The 23,628-nt window shown below is 71.7% G+C and carries 22 protein-coding genes; 1 reads left to right on the forward strand and 21 read right to left on the reverse strand.

Going from position 1 to position 23,628, the window contains the following annotated elements; all coding sequences use genetic code 11:
- The 19 genes from rpe to pyrR form a co-directional block, all read right to left on the reverse strand.
- Entirely contained in the window at positions 1–678 is a 678-nt protein-coding gene (gene rpe / locus J5X75_RS26280; protein ID WP_208470174.1) for a ribulose-phosphate 3-epimerase, read from the reverse strand.
- A gap of 96 nt (positions 679–774) precedes the next feature.
- On the reverse strand, positions 775–2,244 hold the full coding sequence (locus tag J5X75_RS26285; RefSeq protein ID WP_208470175.1) for an RsmB/NOP family class I SAM-dependent RNA methyltransferase: 1,470 nt from the start codon (positions 2,242–2,244) through the stop codon (positions 775–777).
- Positions 2,245–2,299: 55 nt separating this feature from the next.
- Positions 2,300–3,226 (reverse strand): methionyl-tRNA formyltransferase, encoded by a 927-nt coding sequence (gene fmt / locus J5X75_RS26290; protein WP_208470176.1) that lies wholly within the window; start codon positions 3,224–3,226, stop codon positions 2,300–2,302.
- Between the two features lie 4 nt (positions 3,227–3,230).
- Positions 3,231–3,803: a peptide deformylase gene (gene def / locus J5X75_RS26295; protein WP_208470177.1), complete on the reverse strand. Its 573-nt coding sequence runs from the start codon at positions 3,801–3,803 to the stop codon at positions 3,231–3,233.
- A 121-nt stretch (positions 3,804–3,924) separates the two neighbouring features.
- Positions 3,925–6,327 (reverse strand): primosomal protein N' family DNA-binding protein, encoded by a 2,403-nt coding sequence (locus J5X75_RS26300; protein WP_208470178.1) that lies wholly within the window; start codon positions 6,325–6,327, stop codon positions 3,925–3,927.
- A gap of 244 nt (positions 6,328–6,571) precedes the next feature.
- The gene (locus J5X75_RS26305; RefSeq protein WP_208470179.1) at positions 6,572–7,135 is read right to left on the reverse strand and encodes a histidine phosphatase family protein; all 564 of its coding nucleotides are present in this window, start codon (positions 7,133–7,135) and stop codon (positions 6,572–6,574) included.
- Positions 7,136–7,261: 126 nt separating this feature from the next.
- Positions 7,262–8,452 carry a methionine adenosyltransferase gene (gene metK, locus J5X75_RS26310; protein ID WP_208470180.1) on the reverse strand — a complete coding sequence of 397 codons (1,191 nt, stop codon included), beginning with the start codon at positions 8,450–8,452 and terminating at the stop codon, positions 7,262–7,264.
- A gap of 45 nt (positions 8,453–8,497) precedes the next feature.
- Positions 8,498–9,715 carry a bifunctional phosphopantothenoylcysteine decarboxylase/phosphopantothenate--cysteine ligase CoaBC gene (coaBC, locus tag J5X75_RS26315; RefSeq protein ID WP_208470181.1) on the reverse strand — a complete coding sequence of 406 codons (1,218 nt, stop codon included), beginning with the start codon at positions 9,713–9,715 and terminating at the stop codon, positions 8,498–8,500.
- Positions 9,716–9,785: 70 nt separating this feature from the next.
- A complete protein-coding gene (gene rpoZ / locus J5X75_RS26320; protein WP_208470182.1) occupies positions 9,786–10,049 on the reverse strand; it encodes a DNA-directed RNA polymerase subunit omega in 264 nt (87 codons plus the stop codon).
- 11 nt (positions 10,050–10,060) lie between these two features.
- Entirely contained in the window at positions 10,061–10,660 is a 600-nt protein-coding gene (gene gmk, locus J5X75_RS26325; protein WP_208470253.1) for a guanylate kinase, read from the reverse strand.
- Between the two features lie 32 nt (positions 10,661–10,692).
- Positions 10,693–11,010, reverse strand: coding sequence for an integration host factor, actinobacterial type (gene mihF / locus J5X75_RS26330; RefSeq protein ID WP_014693418.1), 318 nt, complete (start codon positions 11,008–11,010; stop codon positions 10,693–10,695).
- A 183-nt stretch (positions 11,011–11,193) separates the two neighbouring features.
- A complete protein-coding gene (gene pyrF / locus J5X75_RS26335; protein ID WP_208470183.1) occupies positions 11,194–12,024 on the reverse strand; it encodes an orotidine-5'-phosphate decarboxylase in 831 nt (276 codons plus the stop codon).
- 19 nt (positions 12,025–12,043) lie between these two features.
- On the reverse strand, positions 12,044–13,378 hold the full coding sequence (locus tag J5X75_RS26340; RefSeq protein WP_208470184.1) for an adenosylmethionine--8-amino-7-oxononanoate transaminase: 1,335 nt from the start codon (positions 13,376–13,378) through the stop codon (positions 12,044–12,046).
- Entirely contained in the window at positions 13,375–14,403 is a 1,029-nt protein-coding gene (locus J5X75_RS26345) for a quinone-dependent dihydroorotate dehydrogenase (RefSeq protein WP_208470185.1), read from the reverse strand. Before J5X75_RS26345 ends, J5X75_RS26340 begins: the two co-directional genes overlap by 4 nt.
- A 73-nt stretch (positions 14,404–14,476) precedes the next feature.
- Complete coding sequence (gene carB / locus J5X75_RS26350; RefSeq protein ID WP_208470186.1) at positions 14,477–17,794, reverse strand: carbamoyl-phosphate synthase large subunit; 3,318 nt, start codon at positions 17,792–17,794, stop codon at positions 14,477–14,479.
- A gap of 4 nt (positions 17,795–17,798) precedes the next feature.
- Complete coding sequence (carA, locus tag J5X75_RS26355) at positions 17,799–18,905, reverse strand: glutamine-hydrolyzing carbamoyl-phosphate synthase small subunit (RefSeq protein ID WP_208470187.1); 1,107 nt, start codon at positions 18,903–18,905, stop codon at positions 17,799–17,801.
- Positions 18,902–20,170: a dihydroorotase gene (locus J5X75_RS26360; protein WP_208470188.1), complete on the reverse strand. Its 1,269-nt coding sequence runs from the start codon at positions 20,168–20,170 to the stop codon at positions 18,902–18,904. The genes carA and J5X75_RS26360 overlap by 4 nt, the downstream gene beginning before the upstream one ends.
- On the reverse strand, positions 20,167–21,087 hold the full coding sequence (locus J5X75_RS26365; protein ID WP_208470189.1) for an aspartate carbamoyltransferase catalytic subunit: 921 nt from the start codon (positions 21,085–21,087) through the stop codon (positions 20,167–20,169). The genes J5X75_RS26360 and J5X75_RS26365 overlap by 4 nt, the downstream gene beginning before the upstream one ends.
- A complete protein-coding gene (gene pyrR / locus J5X75_RS26370; RefSeq protein ID WP_372441825.1) occupies positions 21,084–21,668 on the reverse strand; it encodes a bifunctional pyr operon transcriptional regulator/uracil phosphoribosyltransferase PyrR in 585 nt (194 codons plus the stop codon). Before pyrR ends, J5X75_RS26365 begins: the two co-directional genes overlap by 4 nt.
- A gap of 284 nt (positions 21,669–21,952) precedes the next feature.
- On the opposite strand from pyrR, the gene bldD reads away from it, so the two are divergent.
- Positions 21,953–22,441 carry a transcriptional regulator BldD gene (gene bldD / locus J5X75_RS26375; RefSeq protein ID WP_014446326.1) on the forward strand — a complete coding sequence of 163 codons (489 nt, stop codon included), beginning with the start codon at positions 21,953–21,955 and terminating at the stop codon, positions 22,439–22,441.
- 176 nt (positions 22,442–22,617) lie between these two features.
- On the opposite strand, the gene nusB is transcribed toward bldD, so the two are convergent.
- Positions 22,618–23,052: a transcription antitermination factor NusB gene (nusB, locus tag J5X75_RS26380; protein WP_204295468.1), complete on the reverse strand. Its 435-nt coding sequence runs from the start codon at positions 23,050–23,052 to the stop codon at positions 22,618–22,620.
- Positions 23,052–23,609: an elongation factor P gene (efp, locus tag J5X75_RS26385; RefSeq protein WP_208470190.1), complete on the reverse strand. Its 558-nt coding sequence runs from the start codon at positions 23,607–23,609 to the stop codon at positions 23,052–23,054. Before efp ends, nusB begins: the two co-directional genes overlap by 1 nt.
- Between the last annotated feature and the right edge of the window lie 19 nt (positions 23,610–23,628).

Genomic DNA, 23,628 nt, shown 5'->3' on the forward strand with positions numbered 1-23,628 from the left:
TCACGCCAGCCCCATCCGGCCCGCGGCCAGACCCCGCAACTTCCGGATCGCCTCGGCCGGGTCGGCGGCGCCGTAGACCGCGGTGCCCGCCACGAAGGCGTCCGCGCCCGCCTCGGCGGCCTGCTCGATGGTGTCGGCCGCGATGCCGCCGTCCACCTCGATGCGGATCTCCAGGTCGTTGACCTCGGCCCGGCGGCGCACGTCCCGGACCTTGTCCAGCATCTCCGGCATGAACGCCTGGCCGCCGAAACCCGCCTTGATCGTCATGATCAGGATGGTGTCGAGGTACGGCAGCAACTCCAGGTACGGCTCCACGGGAGTGTCCCGGTCGATGGCCAGCCCGGCCTTGGCACCGGCCGCCCGCAGCGTCCGCGCCAGCGCCACCGGGTCGTCGCACGCCTCGGCGTGGAAGGTCACGTTGTAGGCGCCCGCCTCCGCATACCCCGGCGCCCAGCGCTGCGGGTCGGTGATCATCAGGTGCACGTCGAACGGGATGCTCGTCGCCTTGCGCAGGCTCTGCACCACCGGCAGGCCGATCGTGAGGTTCGGCACGAAGTGGTTGTCCATGACATCGACGTGCACCCAGTCGGCCGCTCCCTCGATGGCGTGCACCTCCTGCGCGAGGCGGGAGAAGTCGGAGGCGAGGATGCTCGGCGCGATGATGGGCGATCGTTCCACGGCACGAAGTCTATGACCTGCGCCCGCCGACGGGTGCGGGCCGGGCCGATCACCGGCCCGGCCCCGGTCCCGCCCGCACCGGCGGGACCCCATCCGTCAGCTGGTCCGGCGGAGCACCGCCAGGAACATGGCGTCCGTGCCGTGCCGGTGCGGCCACAGCTGCACGGTCGGGCCCGCGCCGAGCCCCGGCATGCCCGGCGGCAGCAGCGGACGGGCGTCCACGAAGTCGACCTCGACGCCGCTGCGCCGGGCCCCCTCGCTCACCGTCACCTGGGTCTCCACCATGTGCGGGGAACACGTCACGTACGCCACCACGCCACCCGGGCGGACCGCGCGCAGCGCCGCCACCAGCAGCTCCCGCTGGAGCCGGGTGAGCGTCGGCAGGTCAGCCGGCTGCCGCCGCCAGCGCGACTCCGGCCGCCGCCGCAGCGAACCCAGCCCGGTGCACGGCGCGTCCACCAGCACCCGGTCGAACGACTCCTCCGGCAGATCCGGATCACGGCCGACGGACCGGCCGTCCATCGGCAGCACCGTCACCGGCATGCCCTCGGTGGCGATGTCCACCAGCCGGGCCCGGTGCTCGGCCACCTCGACCGCGGTCACCTCGGCGCCGCGGCCCGCCGCGATCGCCCCGATCAGGCCGGTCTTGCCGCCCGGCCCGGCGCACAGGTCGAGCCAGCGGGTGTCCCGCCCCTCGATCGGCGCGGCCAGCAGCGCGGCGGCCACCAGCTGCGAACCCTCGTCCTGGACGTGGGCGCGACCATCGCGGATGGCGGCCAGGTCGCGCGGCGCGCCGCCGCTCAGATAGACGGCGTACGGCGAGAAGGCGCCCGGCACCCCGTCCACCTCGTCGGCGAGGTCCACCGCGTCGGCCCGCCCGGGGCGGGCGCACAGGTGCACGGCCGGCGGCTGGTTGTCCTCGATGAGCAGGCGGGCGGTCTCCTCCAGATCGCCGCCGAGCGCCTCGGCGAACGACCGGATGATCCACTGTGGGTGGTGGTGGATGACCGACAGGTTGCCGATCGGATCGTCCTCGTACGACGGGGCGACCCGCTCCAGCCAGCCCTCCAGCGGGGTCTCGGTGACCGTGCGCATCACCGCGTTGGCGAACCCGGTCGCGCCCGGCGCCACCGAGCGGACCAGGTCCACGGTCTGGTTGACCGCGGCGTGCGGCGGCACCCGGGTGTAGAGCACCTGGTAGACGCCCAGGCGCAGCGCGTCCCGCGCGGGCGGGTCGATCCGGGCCACCTCCCGCTCGGCGGCCGCCGCGATGATCAGGTCGAGGGTGCCGAGGGCACGCAGGGTGCCGTAGGTCAGCTCGGTCGCGAAGGCCGCGTCCCGCCCGTGCAGGCCCATACCGTTCAGGATGTCGGCGAGGACCAGGTTCGCGTACGCGTCGTCGCGGTGCACGGCGGCGACCGCCTCGTACGCCGCCTGCCGGGCCGGATCCGCCGGTGGGCGACCGGCGCGCGGAGCCCGGCCGCTGCGGCCGTCCCGCGGGTGGCCGGGGCCGCTAGGCCGGCTCGGTCGTCCGCCGTGCGGGCGGGACGCCCTGTGCTCCGTCACGCTGTGTCTCCTTCGGCGTGCTCATCTGGCCCGTGCTTCGCTGCGGTGCAGTCGATCACGCCAGTCGTTCCCCTGCTTCGATCCGCATGCCGCGCGCCCAGTCGGTCGCCGACATCGCCTTCTTCCCCGCCGCCCGCACCTCACCGAGTTGCACGGGCGTGGTCGCCGTACCGGCGAGCACCTGCTTGCGCTCCACCAGCAGCTCGCCCGGCGGCAGCGCCGGCGCGTTCGCCACCGGGCGCACCGGGCCCAGCTTGAGCCGCTCGTCGCGCAGCGTGGTCCAGGCGCCCGGGGCCGGGGTGCACGCCCGGATCCGGCGGTCCACCGCGAACGCCGGATCGGTCCAGCGGACCCGGGCGTCCTCGACGGTCAGCTTCGGGGCCAGCGACACCCCGTCGTGCGGCTGCGGGTGCGCCCGGGCGGTGCCCGCCTCGATGGCGTCGAGCACCGCGACCAGCAGCCCGGCGCCCTCCACGGCCAGCCGCTCCAGCAGCGCGCCGGAGGTGTCGTTGAACCGGATCTGCTCGGTCAGCGTGCCGTAGACCGGGCCGGTGTCCAGCCCGGCCTCCAGCTCGAAGACGCTGGCCCCGGTCACCTCGTCGCCGTGCAGGACGGCATGCTGCACGGGGGCCGCGCCACGCCAGGCGGGCAGCAGCGAGAAGTGCAGATTCACCCAGCCGTGTTTCGGGATCTCCAGTGCGGTGGGCGGGACCAGGGCGCCGTACGCCACCACGGGCACACAATCCGGCGCCAGCCCGCGCAGCCGCTCCTGGAACTCGGGATCCCGCGGCCGCTCCGGGGTGAGCACCTCGATGCCGCGCTCGTCGGCCCACGCCCCGGCGGGTGAACGGACCAGGCGGCGGCCCCGGCCGGCCGGCGCGTCCGGGCGGGTCACCACGGCGAGCAGCTCGTGCCCGGAGGCGGCGATCGCGTCCAGGCTGGGCACCGCCACGGCCGGGGTCCCCGCGAAGATCAGGCGCATCGGCTCACCGGCCCGGGCTGAACAGGCCGGAGCCGAAGACGCCCCGGCCGTGCGGGCTGTCCTTGACCGTGGGGGGCTTGGCGGCGTCATACCACTCCGCGGAGCGGATCTGCCTCATCGCCTCCTTGCGGGCCGCGGCGTCCAGCCGGTCCAGGAAGAGCACCCCGTCCAGGTGGTCGGTCTCGTGCTGCACACAGCGGGACATCAGGCCGGTGCCGACCAGCTGGACCGGGTCGCCGAACTCGTTGAAGCCGCTGGCCACCACGTTCTGCCGGCGTTTGGTGTCGATGTAGATCCCGGGGATGGACAGGCAGCCCTCCGGGCCGTCCTGCTCCTCCTCGTCGGGGAAGGAGAGCACCGGGTTGACGATGTGCCCGACCACGTCGTCCACGTCGAAGCTGAACACGCGCAGACCGACACCGAGCTGCGGGGCGGCCAGACCGGCGCCGCCCTCGTCCTGCATGGTCTCGATCAGGTCCTTCACCAGATTGCGGAGTTCCTTGTCGAAGTCGACGACGGCATCGGCCGGGGTGCGCAGCACCGGATCACCGAAAAGACGGATGGGCTGAACGGTCACGCGCGGAGACTCCTGACTCTGGTGGGCAGCACCTGCCCAGTCTACGGAGTGACGCGCGCAACGCCGCGTGTGACAGCGGCCCGCGTTCGGGTACCCGGGGACCGGCGTCGGCTCGCCGGGGTCAGAAGAGGTCGGCCGGGTCCACCTGGATGCGGACCGGGAGGGCGGCCTTGCGGGCGCTGCGCACCCCGGCCGCCTCGTGCAGGGCGTGCGCCAGGTCGGCGGCCCGCGAACGGGACACCCGCAGCAGCATCCGTTCCTGCTCCTCGGGCGCCGGGACCGGCCCCAGGATCTCGGTCTCCTCCGGCAGCCGGGCCAGCGACAGCAGCTCGGCCACCGCGGCCGCCTGCCCGGTCACGCTCGCCATCCGGGCGGCCGGCGGAAAGCCCAGGTCACGGCGCTCGGCGAGCTCACGGGCCGCGAACCAGCCGGGATCCCAGCGCAGCAGCGCCTGCACCGGGGCGAGCGCCCCGTCCGCCACCACCACGACCCGGCCGCCGTCCGGGGCCGACCGGGCCAGCGCCGCCGCGTTCAGCCAGCGGCGCATGGTCTCCTCGGCGGCGCGCAGGTCGGCCCGGCTGAGCAGGGCCCAGGTGTCCAGCAGCAGCACCGCGCCGAAACCGCCCTCGGCCACCGGCTCGGCGCCCGGGGTGGCCACCACCAGGGCCGGCGCGGCGGGAACCGTGTCCAGCACCTCGTCCCGCCCGGAGGTGCGCACCGGGACCCCGGCGAACGCCCGCCCCAGCTCCTCGGCGGTCCGCCGGGCGCCGATCACCGAGGCCCGCAGCCGCTGCTCGCCACAGGCCGGGCAGCGGAACGCCGCGGACGCCCGCCCGCACCAGTGACAGACCGGGACGTCCCGCGCCCCCTGCAGGCCCAGCGGCCCGGAACACATCGGGCAGCGTGCCGGGGTGCGGCACTCGGCGCACGCCACCGACGGAAGATAGCCACGGCGGGGCACCTGCACCAGCACCGGAGCGCCCGCCTGCAACGCCTGCCGGGCCGCCTGCCAGGCCAGACTCGGCAGCCGGGCGCTGACCGCACCCGGGTCGCGGGCCAGCTGCGGGTCGTCGCCGGTCGGCGAGATGATCGGCGAGCGGCGCCGCAGCGTCATCCGCTCGGCGGCGATCTCCCGGGCCCAGCCGGTCTCCAGCAACAACTGCCCTTCACCGGTACGCGCGAAGCCCGCCACCAGCACCGCGCAGTCCGCCAGCCGCGCCCGGGTGAGCAGCACGTCCCGCGCGTGCGGGTAGGGCGCCCGCGGCTCGGCGTGCAGATCGTCCCCGTCGTCCCAGATGACCACGAGCCCCAGATCGGGCACCGGCGCCCACATCGCGGCGCGGGTGCCCACCACCACCGGCACCTGATGGCGGCCGGCGGCGAGGAACCGCCGGTACCGTTCGGCGGGCCCGAGTGCCGCGTTCAGCGCGACATGCCGTCCCTCGCCCAGCACCGCGAGCAGCGCCCGGTCGGCCCGCTCCAGGTCACGCGCGTCGGCGACGACGATCACCACGCCGCGGCCGCCACGGACCGTCGCTGCGGCCGCCTCCGCGATGCGAAGCGCCCAGTCCTCCCCCGGCAGCGCCGACCAGACCGCCCGCGCGGGCCGCCGGTCCGTCAGCGCCCGCAGATAGGCCGGCCCGGCCGGATATGCGTCCCACCCGCCCGGCACGGGCTCCCGAATCCCGGCCCACTCTCGCGCCGCGACTCCCGCGTCCTGCTCCGGCGCGCTCTCGTCGGCCCCCGGCAACCCTTGCCCGGACGGCACGTCATCACCCGGCCCGTCCTCAGCCACCGCAGGCGAACCGGCCAGAGCCCCAGCCTCACCCGACGAACCGGGCACGCCACCAACCGACGCGGACGAGCCGGCCACAGCCGCCGCGGGCGGATTCGTCGCAACCTCAGACGCCACGGATGGACCCGCCACAACCGCGGACCCCGACGACGGACTCGGCACGGCCTCACCCGCCGCGGGCGGACCGGCCACAGCCCCACCCGCCGCGGGCGAACCGGCCACAGCCCCACCCGCCGCGGGCGAACCCGGCACGACACCTGGCGACGCGGGCGAGGCCGACGATGGAGAGGCGGGCGGAGGCGCGGCGGGCGCGGGTGAGGTCGCCGGGGCCCGGGAGGGCACCGCCTGGCTCTCCACCCGGGCGTGGCGGGGCGGCACCGCGAGCCGGAGGACATCGGCCAGATTGCCCGCATAACGATCGGCCACCGCGCGGGCCAGCCGGGCGATCTCCGGGTCGAGCACCCGCTCGGGGGACACCACCTTCTCCAGGTAGGCCAGCTTGCCGCCGTGCTCCGAGGACTCGGCGCGGCCCAGCAGGAAACCGCTCACCAGCTGCCCGGCGAAACGGACCTTGACCCGCACACCGGGCTGGGCCGCCTCGTCGTCGGCCGCGGAGACCAGGTAGTCGAACGGGCGGTCGAGATGCGCCAGCGGCATGTCGACGCACACCCGTGCGATCGGCAGCCGCTCAGCCGGCTCCCGATCGGCACGCACTCCCCTGGTCCCCATCGCCGACCATTCTGCCCGGACCCCCTGACACTTCCGGCCGTCGCCGCTCCCGGCGTGAGGGACCGCTCGAGCCCGGCGGCACCGGGACGGCACGGCGCCCAGGCACGAACCCGGGAACGACCGGGACCGCCCGGACCCGGCCGTGAGGGACCGCTCGAGCCCGGCGGCGGGGGACGGCCGGGACGGCGCGGCGGGATCAGCCGGTTGCCGCGGGGGGCCGGCTTCCGGCGTACCGGATGAGGGGTCAATGGGTGAGGCAGCTGACGGTCTGATGCCGCAGGTCGATCTCGACGATGTCGGGGAAGCGCAGGTCCGCCCAGAAGCGGGCCGGGTCGGTCGCCAGCTGGTAGCGGCTGGCCATCCACACGGTCGGGGCGAGGCCGTGGGTGCCGATGACGAGCGTCCGGTTCTGGTCGGCGGCGGCGGCCGCATGCCGGACCACGGCCGCGTCGAAGCGCTCGATCACCTGATCGCGCGGCTCCCAGCCGTCCGGGCACTCGCCGCGGGCGTAGGCCAGCGCCGCCGAGTGGTAGCCCTCGTCGGTGAACCAGACGTGCGGCCGGTGCACCTCGGCCAGGCCGGGGTCGGTCGCCACCCGCTGCGCCCCGGCGATCTCCTGCATGGTCTGCGCGGCTTTCGGCTCGGGGCTGGCCACGTAGTACGCCGGATGGCACACGTGCAGCCGCATCAGGCGGGCCGCCACCCGGCTCTCCTGTGCGAGCTGCCACTGCTCCGCAGGCACGTTCGGATCGACCGCCGGCATCGCGTGCCGGACGACGATCACGCGCTCACCCTGGACGGCCGTCATCACGGAAGAGTAGCCGCCAGAACCACCCATGACTGTCATGCGAACGAACACGCAAAACAGGCCCTGGCGGATCAAGCGAAACGGCGCCCTCCCCGAAACGGGAAGGGCGCCGCTGCGTGAACCGGGTCAGGACGCGGCGTTCTTCAGGTCCTGGGCGCGGTCGGTGCTCTCCCACTTGAGGTCCGGGAGTTCGCGGCCGAAGTGGCCGTACGCGGCGGTCTGCTGGTAGATCGGGCGCAGCAGGTCGAGGTCGCGGATGATCGCGGCCGGGCGCAGATCGAAGACCTCCTTGACGGCCTTCTCGATCCGCTCGACCGGCACGTTCTCGGTGCCGAAGGTCTCCACGAACAGCGAGACCGGGTGGGCCTTGCCGATCGCGTAGGCGACCTGGATCTCGCAGCGCTCGGCCAGGCCGGCGGCCACCACGTTCTTGGCGACCCAGCGGGTGGCGTACGCCGCCGAGCGGTCCACCTTGGACGGGTCCTTGCCGGAGAACGCGCCGCCGCCGTGCCGGGCGTAGCCACCGTAGGTGTCCACAATGATCTTCCGGCCGGTCAGGCCGGCGTCACCCATCGGGCCACCGATCTCGAAACGGCCGGTCGGGTTGACCAGCAGCCGGTAGCCGTCGACGTCCAGGCCCAGGCCCTCCAGCTCGGGCGCGATCACGTGCTCCCGGACGTCCGGGGTGAGCAGCGACTCGAGCGAGATGTCGGCGGCGTGCTGGGACGAGACGACGACCGTGTCGAGACGGACGGGGCGCAGGCCGTCGTACTCGATGGTGACCTGGGTCTTGCCGTCCGGGCGCAGGTAGGGGATGGTGCCGTCCTTGCGGGCGGCGGACAGCCGGCGGGCCAGCCGGTGCGCGAGCGCGATCGGCAGCGGCATCAGCTCGGGCGTCTCCGAGCAGGCGAAGCCGAACATCATGCCCTGGTCGCCGGCGCCCTGCGAGTCGAGGATGTGGTCGGAGTCGCCCTCACGCAGCTCGATGGCGCTGTCCACGCCCTGCGCGATGTCCGGCGACTGCGAGCCGATCGACACGCTCACGCCGCAGGAGGCGCCGTCGAAGCCCTTCTTCGACGAGTCGTAGCCGATGTTGAGAATGGTGTCGCGCACGATCTTGGGGATGTCGGCGTAGGCCTGGGTGGTGACCTCACCCGCCACGTGCACCTGGCCGGTGGTGATCAGGGTCTCCACCGCGACACGGCTACGCGGATCCTGTGCGAGCAGGGCGTCGAGAATCCCGTCGCTGATCTGGTCAGCGATCTTGTCCGGGTGGCCTTCCGTGACCGACTCGGAGGTGAACAGGCGGCGTGCCACGGTGCTCCTCAGATTTGTCGAATACAACGTAACGCGGAAGTGTAGTCAGGGTCGCCGAGCCTCGGCGGACCTGGGCTTCCAACGGGTGGCGACTTGATCGAAAATCATATCGGCCACATCGTCTTTGGGTAGTTCCCCGTGAGTGGCGGTGAAACCGTCGGCGCCCAGCAGAGTGACGGTGTTGCGGTCCTGCCCGAAGACCCGGTCGACCCCGACCTCATTGACGACGATCAGGTCGGCGCGTTTGCGGGCGAGCTTGCCGCGGGCGTTCTCCAGAGCGTCCTGGGTCTCCGCGGCGAAGACGACGAGCACCTGGCCGGGCAGCTTGTTGGCGCCCAGTTCAGCGGCGATGTCCGGATTCGTCACGAGATGGATGGCATCCGGCGTACCGGCGTCGGTCTTCTTGATCTTCTGCTCGGCGACCGACGCCGGGCGGAAGTCGGCCGGAGCCGCGGCCATGACCACCACGTCGGCGGAGCCGGCGGCCTCGACCGTGGCTTTACGCAACTCCTCAGTGGTCCCCACACGGATGAGATCGGCACCGGCGGGCTCAGGTAACGCCACGTTGGCTGAGATGAGCGTCACCCTCGCGCCACGCGCCACCGCGGCGCGGGCCAGCGCGTACCCCTGCTTGCCCGACGACCGGTTGCCGAGGAACCGGACCGGGTCGAGCGGTTCGCGGGTCCCTCCGGCGGTGACCACCACGTGACGTCCGGCGAAATCAAGATCAACACCCCGGCGGAGTACGCGTAGAGCGGTCTCGAAGATCGAGGACGGCTCCGGCAGCCGCCCCTTGCCGGTGTCCTTGCCGGTGAGCCGGCCGACCGCGGGCTCGATCACCACGGCGCCGCGCTCCCGCAGGGTGGCCACATTGGCGCGGGTGGCCGGGTTCTCCCACATCTCGGTATGCATGGCCGGCGCGTAGACGATCGGGCAGGTGGCCGTGAGCAGGGTGTTGGTGAGCAGGTCGTCGGCGATGCCGTGCGCCGCCTTGGCCAGCAGGTCGGCGGTGGCCGGAGCGACCACGACCAGCTCGGCGGCCCGGCCGATGCGCACGTGCGGCACCTCGTGGACGTCGTCCCACACCCCGGTGGCGACCGGCCGCCCGGAGAGCGCCGACCAGGTCGGCTCGCCGACGAACTTGAGCGCCGCATCGGTGGGCACGACCCGCACGCCGTGACCGGACTCGGTGAACAGCCGGAGCAGCTCACAGGCCTTGTAGGCGGCGATGCCCCCGCCGACCCCCAGGACGATCTCGGTCACCGTGCCCCCTCGGACAGCAAACGGTCCCGCACCCGGAGACTCCGGACGCGGGACCAGACGAACTAGACGATCAGGGCTGGTCGGTCGGCTCGGCCGTCAGCAGCCCCGCGTTGATCTCCCGCATCGCGATGGAGAGCGGCTTCTCCTGCGGGGTGGTCTCGACGAGGGGGCCGACGTACTCGAGCAGACCCTCACCGAGCTGGCTGTAGTAGGCGTTGACCTGGCGGGCGCGCTTCGCCGCGAAGATCACCAGCGAGTACTTCGACGAGGTCTTGTCGAGCAGCTCGTCGATGGGAGGATTGGTGATGCCTTCGGGGTTCGCGATGGTTCCCACGTGGTGAATCCTTAATGCTCGTGAGCCTGTGCTGGCGTTAAGTATGACGAACCGAGCAATCCTACCAGCTCGTCCGCGGCCCGCTCGACGAAGTCGTTGACCACGGTGACGTCGAACTCGGCCTCGGCGGCCAGCTCCTCGTCGGCGTGCGCGAGACGGCGCTTGATCGTCTCCTCGTCGTCGGTGCCCCGGCCGATCAGGCGGCGCTGGAGCTCCTCGACGCTCGGTGGGGCGAGGAAGACCAGGCGGGCCTCCGGCATCGCGGCTCGCACCTGACGGGCGCCCTGGAGGTCGATCTTCAACAAAACGGGCCGGCCCTGCTGGAGCCAGCCCTCGACCTGCGCGCGGGGGGTTCCGTACAGGTTGCCCGCGAATTCCGCCCACTCCAGGAGCTGATCGCCGTCGATCAGTCGCTGGAACTCGGCCCTGGTCGCGAAGTGATAGTGCTCGCCGTCGGTCTCGTAGTCGCGTTTCTTGCGTGTTGTCACCGACACCGAGAGTTTGATCCACGGCGAGCGCAGCCGGATCAGCTCGATCACACTGTCCTTCCCGACCCCGGAGGGGCCGGAAAGGACAGTGAGGCGGGCTGCCGGCTGCGCGTCGTCATCCATGCTCACGGCTCATTCCTACACGAGCCGGTGAGTCAGTTCGCAGCGAACTCCCCCAGGAGGGCCTTGCGCTGCTGGTCGCCGAGACCCCGGAGCCGGCGGCTCTCGGCGATCTTCAGCTTCTCCATGATCTGGGTCGCGCGGATCTTGCCGATGCCCGGCAGCGCCTGAAGCACGGCCGAGACCTTCAGCTTGCCGACGACCTCATCGGCCTCCGCGCGGTCGAGCACGGCGGCGAGGGTGGTCTTGCCGGACTTGAGCTGTTCCTTCAGCTCGGCCCGAGCCTTGCGAACTTCCGCGGCCTTCTCCAGCGCGGCAGCGCGCTGCTCGGGGCTCAGTGACGGGAGCGGCACCAGTTCTCCTCAGGTCCCTTACGCGGCGGTAGTTCAATACCGGCGCTTCTGTGAAACGTGGTGTGCCATGGAACCAAAGGGGCATTGGTTCCCGGCGCCGGGAAAACTAGCGGTCAAACACGGTTTCGGCAACGTGGGGGTACCCCGGGCCGAGCTCTTCCGGAGCCTGGTAAGCAGGCCGTTTCACCCGAGCGCGGCGCGCACGCCGGCCAGAACGCGGTCCGTCGCGGCCCGCAGATCGGCGATCTCCGGCCCCGCGGCGAGAACCTCGCGTGAGTACGACGGCAACACGTTGTGCAGGCTTTCGCCGAAGACCGCGCGCAGGTCATCGGGCGTTCCGCCCTGCGCTCCGAGGCCCGGCGCGAGCAGCGGACCGTTGACCTTCGAGAGGTCGTGGCCGGTCTCGCCGATCGTCGCGCCGACCACGAGGCCGAGACTGCCGAGCGGCTTCACACCCGCGTTGACCTGGGAAATCTCGTCGATCACCGTTTGCGCGACGGTTTTTCCGCCGGCCGCGACGGCGTGCTGGACGGCCGGGCCCTCGGGGTTCGAGGTCAGCGCCAGAACGAAGACGCCACCGCCGTGAGCGGCCGCCAGGTCGAACGCCGGCTGCAAAGAGCCCACCCCGAGATAGGGACTCACAGTAATCGCGTCGGAACAGAGAGTACTCGCCGGATTCAGGTACGCGTCGGCGTACGCGGCCATCGTCGAGCCGATGTCGCCCCGCTTCACGTCGAGAAGGACAAGAGCCCCGGCCTCTCGGGACTGTCGGATAGTTGACTCAAGAACAGCGACGCCACGTGACCCAAATCTCTCAAAAAACGCGGACTGTGGCTTCAGAACAGCCACCCGATCGGCCAGCGCGTCGACCACCGTACGGGCGAAGTGTTCCAGGCCGGCGATGTCGTCCGAGAGGCCCCAGCGGCCCAGCAGAGAGGCATGCGGATCGATGCCGACGCAGAGCGGACCACGCTCCGCGATCGCCCGGTGCAGTCGTTCGCCGAAGGTCTCCATGTCTTTTCCCTCTTCTGTGTCAGCCGGCCGCCGCCGCGGAGGCGATCCCCGCGGCGATGCGGGCCACGTCGGCGTCGCCGGTCACGAACGGCGGCATGGTGTAGATCAGGTCCCGGAACGGGCGCAACCAGACGCCCTCGGCGACCGCCGCCGCGGTCGCCTTCGCCACGTCCACGTCGTGGTCGAGCTGGACGACGCCGATCGCGCCCAGGACACGCACGTCCGCGACCCCGCGCGCCCCGCGAAGCGGCTCCAGGCCGTCCCGGAGACCCTTTTCGATCATCGGTACGCGCTGAGCCCACCCCCCGTCGCGTAAAAGGCTCAGAGAGGCCCTGGCGACGGCACAGGCCAGCGGGTTGCCCATGAAGGTCGGCCCGTGCGCCAGACCGCCGCCCTCCCCCGCCGAGATCGCCTCCGCCACCGCGCTCGTGCACAGCGTCGCGGCCAGCGTCAGATAGCCGCCGGTGAGCGCCTTGCCGAGGCACATGATGTCCGGGCTCACCCCGGCGTGGTCGGCCCCGAAGAACCGCCCGGTCCGCCCGAACCCGGTGGCGATCTCGTCGAAGATCAGGAAGACGCCGTGCGCGGCCGTCGCCTCCCGCAGCACCCGCAGGTACTCCGGATGGTGGAACCGCATCCCGCCGGCGCCCTGGACGACCGGCTCGACGATCACCGCGGCGATCTCGTGGGCGTGCCGCTCGATCATGTCCGTCAGCGCGGTGGCATAGCTCTCGTCCCATGCGGCCGGCGGCGGGCCCGCGAAGACCTGCCGGGGCAGCACCCCCGTCCAGAGCGAGTGCATGCCGCCGACCGGGTCGCAGACGCTCATCGGGTGGAAGGTGTCGCCGTGATACCCGCCACGCCAGGTCGCCAGGCGCTGCCGCTGCGGCCTTCCGAGCGCCCGCTGGGCCTGCAGCGCCATCTTGATCGCGACCTCGACGGAGATCGAGCCGGAGTCGCAGAGGAACACGTGCTCCAGCCCCGCCGGGGCGAGACCGGCCAGATCGGTGGCGAGCCGGACGGCGGGCTCGTGGGTGAGCCCGCCGAACATCACGTGGCTCATCCGCCCGGCCTGGTCGGCCAGCGCCGCGTCCAGGGCCGGGTGCCGGTAGCCGTGGATGGCCGCCCACCAGGACGACATCCCGTCGATCAGCTCACGGCCACCGGCCAGCCGCAGGCGGACCCCCTCCGCGCTCTCCACCAGATAGGGCTCGTTGCGGCCCGGCATCGGCCCGTAGGGATGCCAGACGTGCGCCCGGTCGAGCGCGAGCAACTCCGCCGCGGCGCCGCCGTCCGCGCCGGGCGGCCCGGACGACGGGCCGAGCGCAAGCAGGTCGCGCTCGGCCGGGCTCATCGCGCGACGGCGGTCCGCGACGGGCGGGCGCCGCGGGCGACCGCCAGGACCAGGTCCGGGCCCTGGTAGATGAACCCGGAGTAGAGCTGCACCAGCGCGGCGCCGGCGTCGAACATGCGGGACGCGTCGTCGGCCGACATGATCCCGCCCACCCCGATGATCGGCAGGCGCCCGCCGCTCTCGGTGTGCACGAACCGGACCACCTCGCGGGCCCGGGCGGTCAGCGGGGCGCCGGAGAGCCCGCCCGCCTCGCTCGCCAGGTGCCGGTCGGAGGCGGCCAGCCCGTCCCGGGACAGGGTGGTGTTGGTCGCGATGATCCCGGCCGCGCCGTGCTCGAGGCAGACCTCCAGCAGCTCGGCGATGGCCGTCTCGGTCAGGTCCGGCGCGATCTTGACGAGCACCGGCACCGGCCCGGCCAGCGCCTTGAGCAGCGCCGCGATCGCCTCGGAGTCCTGGAGGTTCCGCAGACCGGGCGTGTTCGGCGAGGAGACGTTGACCGCGATGTAGTCGGCGTACGGGTGCAGCAGCCGGTACGAGGTCAGGTAGTCCTCGACCGCCTCTTCCAGCGGGGTCACCTTCGACTTGCCGAGCGAGACGCCCAGCGGCACGTCGAGCGGGCCCAGCGCGGCCAGGCGGTCGGCCAGGGCCGCCGCGCCGGCGTTGTTGAAGCCCATCCGGTTGACGATGCCCCCGGACTCCTTGGCCCGGAACAGCCGCGGCCTGTCGTTGCCCGGCTGCGGTTTCGCGGTGACCGTGCCGACCTCGACGAACCCGAAGCCGAGCGCCGGCCACGCCGGCAGGGCGATGCCGTTCTTGTCCATGCCGGCGGCCAGGCCGACCCGGTTCGGGAAGCGGACGCCGAACACCTCGACCGGGTTCGAGAACCCGTACCAGCGGCGCATCGCGTTGCGGGCCGGGGCCGGCAGCGCGGCGAGCCGGTTCAGCGTCCACTCGTGGGCGTGCTCGGCGTCGCCGCCGCCCAGCCGGAACAGAGCCGGCCGGGCGACGCTGGTGAACAGGCTCATCGCGCCACCTCCGCGGCGCTCCGGCGTCGCAACGAGGTCAGAACCGAGCCCGATGGTCCGCTCGCGAGCTCGCTCACTCGCCACCCCGAAGGACCTTGTGCAGCTCCTGGAGCGGCCGGACCTTCATGTCACCGGCCCGCAGCGCCTCGATGCCCATCACCGCGGCGGCCGCGCCGGGCACCGTGGTGATGCTGGGCACGTCCGCGGTGACCGCGGCGCTGCGGATCTCGTACCCGTCGAGGCGGGCGCCGGCGCCGGAGCCCTGCGGGGTGTTGATGATCAGCGCGATCTCGCCGGCCAGGATCAGGTCGACGGCGTTGCGCCGGCCCGGGTCCTCGTAGTGCTTCGGGACGACCTCGCAGTCGATGCCGTAGCGCCGCAGCACCTCGCCGGTGCCGGCCGTGGTGACGATGGTGAAGCCCAGGTCGGCGAGCCGCTTGACCGGGAAGATCATCGACCGCTTGTCCCGGTTCGCCACCGAGACGAAGACCTTGCCGCTGGTCGGCAGCGAACCGTACGCCGCGGCCTGCGATTTGGCGAACGCCTGGCCGAAGCCGGCGTCGATGCCCATCACCTCGCCGGTCGACTTCATCTCCGGGCTGAGCAGGCTGTCCACGTTGTTGCCGGCCAGGGTGCGGAACCGCTTGAACGGCAGCACCGCCTCCTTGATCGCGATCGGCGCGTTCGCCGGCACGGTCCCGCCGTCGCCCTCGGGCAGCAGCATGCCCTCGGCGCGCAGCTCGGCGATGGTGGCGCCCAGCATGATCCGGGCGGCCGCCTTGGCCAGCGGCACCGCGGTCGCCTTGGAGACGAACGGCACGGTCCGCGAGGCCCGCGGGTTGGCCTCCAGGACGTAGAGGGTCTCGTCCTTGAGCGCGTACTGCACGTTCATCAGGCCGCGCACGCCGATGCCCCGGGCCAGCGCCTCGGTGTAGCGGCGGACCTCGGCGATGTGCGAGGCGGCCAGGGTGATCGGCGGCAGCGAGCAGGCCGAGTCGCCGGAGTGGATGCCGGCCTCCTCGATGTGCTCCATGACGCCGCCCAGGTAGACCTCGCCGGTCGAGTCGCAGAGCGCGTCCACGTCGATCTCGATGGCGTCGTCGAGGAACCGGTCGACCAGCACCGGGTGGTCGGGCGAGATCTCGGTGGCCCGCTCGATGTAGCCCCTCAGGGTGGGCTCGTCGTAGACGATCTCCATGCCCCGGCCGCCCAGCACGTACGACGGGCGAACCAGGACCGGGTAACCGATCGCGTCGGCGATCGCCTTGGCCTCGCCGAAGCTGGTGGCGGTGCCGTGGTCGGGCGAGCGCAGCCCGTTCTCGTCGAGCAGTGCGCCGAACAGGCCGCGGTCCTCGGCCAGGTCGATCGACTCGGGGCTGGTGCCGACGATCGGGACGCCCGCGGCCTTGAGCCGGTTGGCCAGGCCGAGCGGGGTCTGCCCGCCGAGCTGCACGATCACGCCGATCACGCCGGGGCCGCCGGCCGCCTTGCCGGAGCTGTCCTCGGCGTGGAACACCTCGAGGACGTCCTCGAAGGTGAGCGGCTCGAAGTAGAGCCGGTCGGCGGTGTCGTAGTCGGTCGACACGGTCTCCGGGTTGCAGTTGACCATGACGGTCTCGAAGTCCACACCGCGCAGCGCCTGAACCGCGTGCACGCAGGAGTAGTCGAACTCGATGCCCTGCCCGATCCGGTTCGGCCCGGAGCCCAGGATGATCACCTTGGGACGGTCGCTCGGCTCCACCTCGGTCTCCTCGTCGTACGACGAGTAGTGGTACGGGGTGTTCGCCTGGAACTCGGCGGCGCAGGTGTCGACGGTCTTGTAGACCGGGCGCAGGCCGAGCCGGTGCCGCAGGGCCCGGACGCCGTCCTCGCCGGCCAGTTCCGGGCGCAGGCCGGAGAGCTGCCGGTCGGAGAGCCCGGCCCGCTTGGCCCGGCGCAGCAGGTCCTCGTCGAGGACCGGGGCGGCCAGGATCTCGGCCCGCAGGTCGACCAGGGCCTTGATCTCGTCGAGGAACCACGGGTCGATCCGGCCGGACGCCTCGTGCACCTGCTCGACGGTGGCGCCGAGCCGGAAGGCGCGCTCCACGGTGTAGAGCCGGCCGTCGTGCGGGATCCGCAGCTCGGCCAGGGTCTCCTCGAGGGTGCTCTCCGGGTCGGGGGCGGTCCAGAAACCGGCGGCCTTGGTCTCCATCGAGCGCATCGCCTTGTTGAGCGCCTCGGCGAAGTTGCGGCCCAGGCTCATCGCCTCGCCGACCGACTTCATCGTGGTGGTGAGCTCCTTGTCCGCGCCCGGGAACTTCTCGAACGCGAACCGCGGGATCTTGACGACCACGTAGTCCAGGGCCGGCTCGAAGGCGGCCGGGGTCTTGAGCGTGATGTCGTTCGGGATCTCGTCGAGGGTGTAGCCGATGGCCAGCTTCGCCGCGATCTTGGCGATCGGGAAGCCGGTGGCCTTCGACGCCAGCGCCGACGACCGGGACACCCGCGGGTTCATCTCGATGACGATGAGGCGGCCGTTGTCCGGGTTGATCGCGAACTGGATGTTGCAGCCGCCGGTGTCCACGCCGACCTCGCGCAGCACCGCGATGCCCAGGTCGCGCAGGCGCTGGTACTCCCGGTCGGTGAGGGTCATGGCCGGGGCCACGGTGACGCTGTCGCCGGTGTGCACGCCCATCGGGTCGACGTTCTCGATCGAGCAGACGACCACGACGTTGTCGTGCTTGTCGCGCATCAGCTCGAGCTCGTACTCCTTCCAGCCGAGCACGCTCTCCTCGATGAGCACCTCGTGCACCGGGGAGGCGGCCAGGCCGGCGCCGGCGATACGCTCCAGGTCCTCGGCCGTGTGGGCCATGCCCGAACCCAGGCCGCCCATGGTGAACGACGGGCGGATGACGACCGGCAGGCCGATCTCGGCGACCGTCTCGCGGACCTCGTCCATCGAGTGGCAGACCCGCGAGCGCGGGGTCTCGCCACCGGCCTTGGCCACGATGTCCTTGAAGAGCTGCCGGTCCTCGCCCTTGCGGATGGCGTCGACGTTGGCGCCGATCAGCTCCACGCCGTACTTCTCCAGCACGCCGCTCTCGTGCAGGGCGATCGCGGTGTTGAGCGCGGTCTGGCCGCCGAGGGTCGGCAGGATCGCGTCCGGGCGTTCCTTGGCGATGACCAGCTCGACGAACTCGGGGGTGATCGGCTCGACGTAGGTGGCGTCGGCGAACTCCGGGTCGGTCATGATCGTGGCCGGGTTGGAGTTGACCAGCGAGACGCGGATGCCCTCGGACCGGAGCACCTGGCAGGCCTGGGTGCCGGAGTAGTCGAACTCGCAGGCCTGGCCGATGACGATCGGGCCGGACCCGATGACCATCACATGCTTGAGATCTTCACGCTTCGGCACTTGCTCAGCCCTTCTTCTCGACGAGCTCGACGAACCTGTCGAACAGGTAGTCGGCGTCGTGCGGGCCGGCGGCGGCCTCGGGGTGGTACTGGACGGTGAAGGCGGGAACCTCCAGGCCCCGCAGGCCCTCGACCACGTTGTCGTTCAGGCAGACGTGCGACACCTCGACGCCGCCGAACTCGGTGTCGATGCGCTCGCCGATCGGGGCGTCCACGGCGAACCCGTGGTTGTGGCTGGTCACCTCGACCTTGCCGGTGGTCTTGTCGAGCACCGGCTGGTTGATGCCGCGGTGCCCGTACCCCAGCTTGTAGGTGCCGAAGCCGAGCGCCCGGCCGAGGATCTGGCTGCCGAAGCAGATGCCGAACAGCGGCACCCGCCGGCGCATCACCTCACGGGCCAGCGCGACCGGGCCGTCGGCGGTGGCCGGGTCGCCCGGGCCGGGCGAGAAGAACACCGCGTCGGGGCCGACCGCCAGCAGGTCCTCGATCGAGGACGAGGCCGGGAAGATGTGGGTGGTGACGCCCCGCTCGGCCAGGCGGCGCGAGACGTTGCGCTTGATGCCCAGGTCGAGCGCGGCGACCGTGTAGCGGTGCTCGCCCTCGGCCGCGACCGTGTAGCGCTCGCCGGTGGTCACCTGGGCGGAGAGGTCGGCGCCGAGCATCTGCGGCTGGGCCAGGACCCGCTCCCGCAGCGCGCGGGGGTCCAGGTCGACCGAGGAGATGCCGACCCGCATGGCGCCGCGCTCGCGCAGGTGGCGGGTGAGGGCGCGGGTGTCCACGCCGCTGATCCCGACGACGCCCTCGGCGGCCAGGCGCTCGCCCAGGTCGCCGGTGGAGCGCCAGTTGGACGGGCGGCGGGCCGGGTCGCGGACCACGTAGCCGGAGACCCAGATGCGGTCGGACTCGTCGTCCTCGTCGTTGACGCCGGTGTTGCCGATCTGCGGCGCGGTCTGCACCACGACCTGCTTGTGGAACGACGGGTCGGTCAGCGTCTCCTGGTAACCGGTCATGCCGGTGGTGAACACCGCCTCGCCGAACGTCTCCCCCACGGCGCCGTACGCGGTGCCGTGGAACGTCCTACCGTCCTCCAGGACAAGGATCGCCTTGCTCACTTGACTGCCTTCCCATCGAGAACCGTGGCCTCGCCCCGCAGGAAGGTCGCGACGATGCGACCGGGCAGGGTCATACCGGCGTACGGCGTGTTGCGGCTGCGGCTGGCCAGCTCGGCCGGGTCGACGGTCCGCTGGGCCGCCGGGTCCACCAGCGTCAGGTTGGCCGGGGTGCCGGCCCGCGTCAGGTCACCGCCGTGCCCGTCCAGGCCCGCGATCCGGGCCGGCGCGATCGACATCCGGTCGGCGATCAGGTCCCACTGGGGGCCGAAGACGCTCAGCACGATCGGCAGAGCCGTCTCCAGGCCCAGCATGCCGGGCCGGGCGTGCGCCCACTCGCACTCCTTGTCCTGCACGGCGTGCGGGGCGTGGTCGGTGGCCACCACGTCGATCACCCCGTCCAGCAGCGCCTGGCGCAGGGCTTCGACGTCGCTGCGCGTACGCAAGGGGGGGTTGACCTTGAAGACCGGGTCGTAACCCGCCGCGAGCTCGTCGGTGAGCAGCAGGTGGTGCGGGGTGACCTCGGCCGTCACCCGGACGCCGCGGGCCTTGGCCTGGCGCAGCACCTCGACCGAACCGGCCGTGGAGACGTGGCAGACGTGCAGGCGGCTGCCGACGTGCTCGGCGAGCAGCACGTCGCGGGCGATGATCGCCTCCTCGGCGACGGCCGGCCAGCCGGTGAGGCCGAGCCGGGTGCTGACCTCGCCCTCGTGCATCTGCGCGCCCTCGGTGAGCCGGGGCTCCTCGGCGTGCTGGGCGATGACGCCGTCGAACGCCTTCACGTACTCCAGGGCGCGGCGCATCAGCTTGGGGTCGGCGACGCAGAACCCGTCGTCGGAGAAGATCCGCACGTTGGCCGCGGAGGTGGCCATCGCGCCGAGCTCGGCCATCTGCTTACCGGCCAGCCCGACCGTGACGGCGCCGATCGGCTGCACGTCGACCAGGCCGGCCTCCCGGCCCAGGCGCCACACCTGCTCGACCACGCCGGCGGTGTCGGCGACCGGCGACGTGTTCGCCATCGCGCAGACCGCGGTGTAGCCGCCCAGGGCCGCGGCGCGGGAGCCGGTCTCGACGGTCTCCGCGTCCTCCCGGCCGGGCTCGCGCAGGTGGGTGTGCACGTCCACCAGGCCGGGCAGCGCGACCAGGCCGGTCGCGTCGATCACCTCGGCGCCCTCGACCGGTTTCTCCGACACGACGCCGTCGGCGATGTACAGGTCGCTCGGTGAAGCACCGAGGATCGAGACGCCCTTGAGCAGGTACGCCATCACTTGCCTCCCAGCAGCAGGTAGAGGACGGCCATCCGGACGCTGACGCCGTTGGCGACCTGTTCGACGATGGTGGAGCGGGGCGAGTCGGCCACCTCGGGCGCGATCTCCATGCCCCGGTTCATCGGACCGGGGTGCATGACGATCGCGTGCTCCGGCAGCTTCCTCATCCGGGTGACATCGAGGCCGTAGCGGCGGCTGTACTCCCGGGCGGAGGGGAAGTACGAATCCTGCATCCGCTCGGTCTGCACCCGCAGCATCATCACGACGTCCGAGTCGGGAAGGACGCTGTCGAGGTCGTACGACACCCGGGCGGTCTTCGACAGCGCCGCGACGATGTCGACCGGGATCAGGGTGGGCGGGCCGACCAGGGTGACCTCGGCGCCCAGGGTGCTGAGCAGCAGGACGTTGGAGCGCGCCACCCGGCTGTGCAGCACGTCGCCCACGACGGCGACCTTGAGGCCGTCCAGGCGGCCCAGGCGGGACCGCATCGTGTAGGCGTCCAGCAGCGCCTGGGTGGGGTGCTCGTGGGTGCCGTCGCCGGCGTTGACCACCGAGCCGTCCACCCAGTTCGACAGGCGGTGCGGGGCGCCGCTGGCCGAGTGCCGGATCACCACCGCGTCCGCGCCCATCGCCTGGAGGGTGAGCGCGGTGTCCTTGAGGCTCTCGCCCTTGGAGACGCTGGAGCCCTTGGCGGAGAAGTTGATGACGTCCGCGGAGAGCCGCTTGGCGGCCGCCTCGAAGGAGATCCGGGTGCGGGTGGAGTCCTCGTAGAAGAGGTTGACCACGGTCCGGCCGCGCAGCGCGGGCAGCTTCTTGACCTCGCGGCCGGACAGGGCGGCCATCTCGGCGGCGGTGTCCAGGATCAGGGTCGCGGTGGCCGCGTCCAGGTCGGCGGCCGAGCGCAGGTGCTTGATCACTTGAGGCCTCCGATCAGCTTGACCTCGTCGGCGCCGTCGATCTCGGTGAGGGTCACCTTGACGCTCTCGCTCAGCGCGGTCGGGATGTTCTTGCCCACGTAGTCGGCGCGGATCGGCAGCTGGCGGTGGCCGCGGTCGACCAGGACCGCGAGCTGCACCGAGCTGGGCCGGCCGAGGTCCTTGAGGGCGTCCAGGGCGGCCCGCACCGATCGGCCGGAGAAGAGCACGTCGTCGACCAGGATGACCCGCAGGCCGTCGATGCCGCCGGCCGGCAGCTCGGTCTTGCCGAGCGCGCGGGTGGCGTTGAGGCGCAGGTCGTCGCGGTAGAGCGTGATGTCGAGGGAGCCCACCGGGATCTCGACGCCCTCGAAGGCGTGAATCCGGGCGGCGAGCCGGTGCGCCAGGGGGACGCCGCGGGTCGGGATGCCGAGCAGGACGGTGCCGGTGGCGCCCGAGGTCTTCTCGAGGATCTGATGGGCGATGCGGTCGACGACCCGGTGCAGGTCGGACCCCGCCAAAATGATCTTGCTGGGCGCGTCTGCGCGTGGCTGCGCCACGGCGGACCTCCTTCCCCGCCTCACGGGACGGGTCGTTAAAGGACGTCGGTACGGGACCCGGAGGACCGGAACCCGATGGCTGACGCTACGTTACCAGTGGACGTGGCATGCATTATGGTGACGTGCCTGACTGGAGCAGATCGGACAAATCCCGTCGTCTAGGGATACAGCCGGTTACTTTGGTGCGGCCCGCGCGACTCATCGGTAACCAACACTTGACCGGCGGTCGCAAACTCCGTACCGTCACGCAGCGTAGCGATCCGTGAGGAAAGAACCCTCCGGGCCAGCACAGTACCGGGAGTGTCCTAATGCCGTCTGAGTACGCGAAGTCGCTGGGCGCTCGTCTGCGCTCCATCCGCCAGCAGCAGGGCCTGTCCCTGCAGGGTGTCGAAGAGAAGTCCAACGGCCGCTGGAAGGCGGTCGTGGTGGGCTCGTACGAGCGTGGCGACCGCGCCGTGACCGTGTCGCGCCTTGCCGAACTCGCCGACTTCTACCGTGTTCCCGTCTCCGAGCTGCTGCCCGACGGCAGTGGCATCCGTCTCGAGGCGACCAACAAGATCGTCCTGGACCTCGAGAAGCTGTACGACACCACGGGCGAGGACCTCGCCTACGTGGCGCGTTACGCCCGGGCGATCCAGCAGCAGCGCGGCGACTACAACGGCCGCGTGCTCTCCATCCGCGCCGACGACCTGCGCGCGCTCGCCATCGTCTACGACATCTCGCCGTCCGGCCTCATCGAGCGCCTGACCGAGCAGGGTGTCCTGGTGGCCGACCCGCGCGCGTTCTTCGCCAGCTGACGCTGAACAAAATCAGCTGACACTGAACAAAATCAGCAACACCCAGTAGCGCCCCCCGTGAGGCCCGCGTCCCCCGACGCGGGCTTTTGCGTCTTTTGAACTCGGGGAGCGCGGTTCTCGTACCCCTGGGCATGAAGAAACGGCCCGGACCAGACGATCCGGGCCGTTCCCATGGTTCAGCGGGTCGCGAAAGCCGCGATCCGGTCCAGCAGCCCGTTGAGGAAGCGGGGGCTGTCGTCGGTGGACATCTCCTTGGCCAGCTCGACCGCCTCGGTGATCGCCACCGGGTCGTCGACGTCGGCCTCGTAGAGCAGCTCGTAGACCGCGATCCGGGCGAGGTTGCGGTCGACCACCGGCATCCGGTCGATCGTCCACCCCTCGGCGTAACTCGCGATCAGCTCGTCGATCCGGTCGAGATGCTTCGCCACGCCGTCGATGAGCGTTTTCGAGTACTCCAGGTGCTCGGGGTGCGGCTTGGCGATCCGGTCCAGGTAGGTGAGCAGCACCTGGCTCGGCGGCAGGTCACGCAGGTCGGCCTCGAAAAGGACGTCCAGCGCTCGCTTGCGGGCCTTGCGACGCGCGAGCCGTTCCTTCTTGGGACCTTCGGCCATCAGCTGCGGCCGAGGTAGCGGCCGTCGCGGGTGTCGACCTTGATCTTCTCACCGGTGGTGATGAAGAGCGGAACCTGGACGGTCGCGCCGGTCTCGACGGTGGCCGGCTTGGTGCCGCCGGTCGAGCGGTCGCCCTGCAGGCCCGGCTCGGTGTAGGTGACCTCGAGGAACACGCTGGTCGGCAGCTCGATGTAGAGCGGCACGCCCTCGTGCAGGGCCACCGTGGCCTCGGCCTCCGGGAGCAGGTAGTTCGAGTTCTCACCGACCGTGCCGCCGGACACGTGGATCTGGTCGTAGGTGTCCAGGTCCATGAAGACGAAGTCCTCGCCGTCCTGGTACAGGTACTGCATGGTGCGCTTGTCCACGGTCGCGGTCTCGACCTTGGTGCCGGCGTTGAACGTCTTGTCGACGACCTTGCCGGACAGCACGTGCTTGAGCGTGGTGCGCACGAAGGCGGGGCCCTTGCCCGGCTTGACGTGCTGGAACTCAACGACGGACCACAGCTCCCCGTCGAGGTTGAGAACCAAACCGTTCTTCAGGTCGTTGGTGGAAGCCATGTCCTGCCTTGATCTTGAT

This window comes from Actinoplanes flavus (assembly GCF_017592555.1).
GTDB lineage: Bacteria > Actinomycetota > Actinomycetes > Mycobacteriales > Micromonosporaceae > Actinoplanes > Actinoplanes flavus.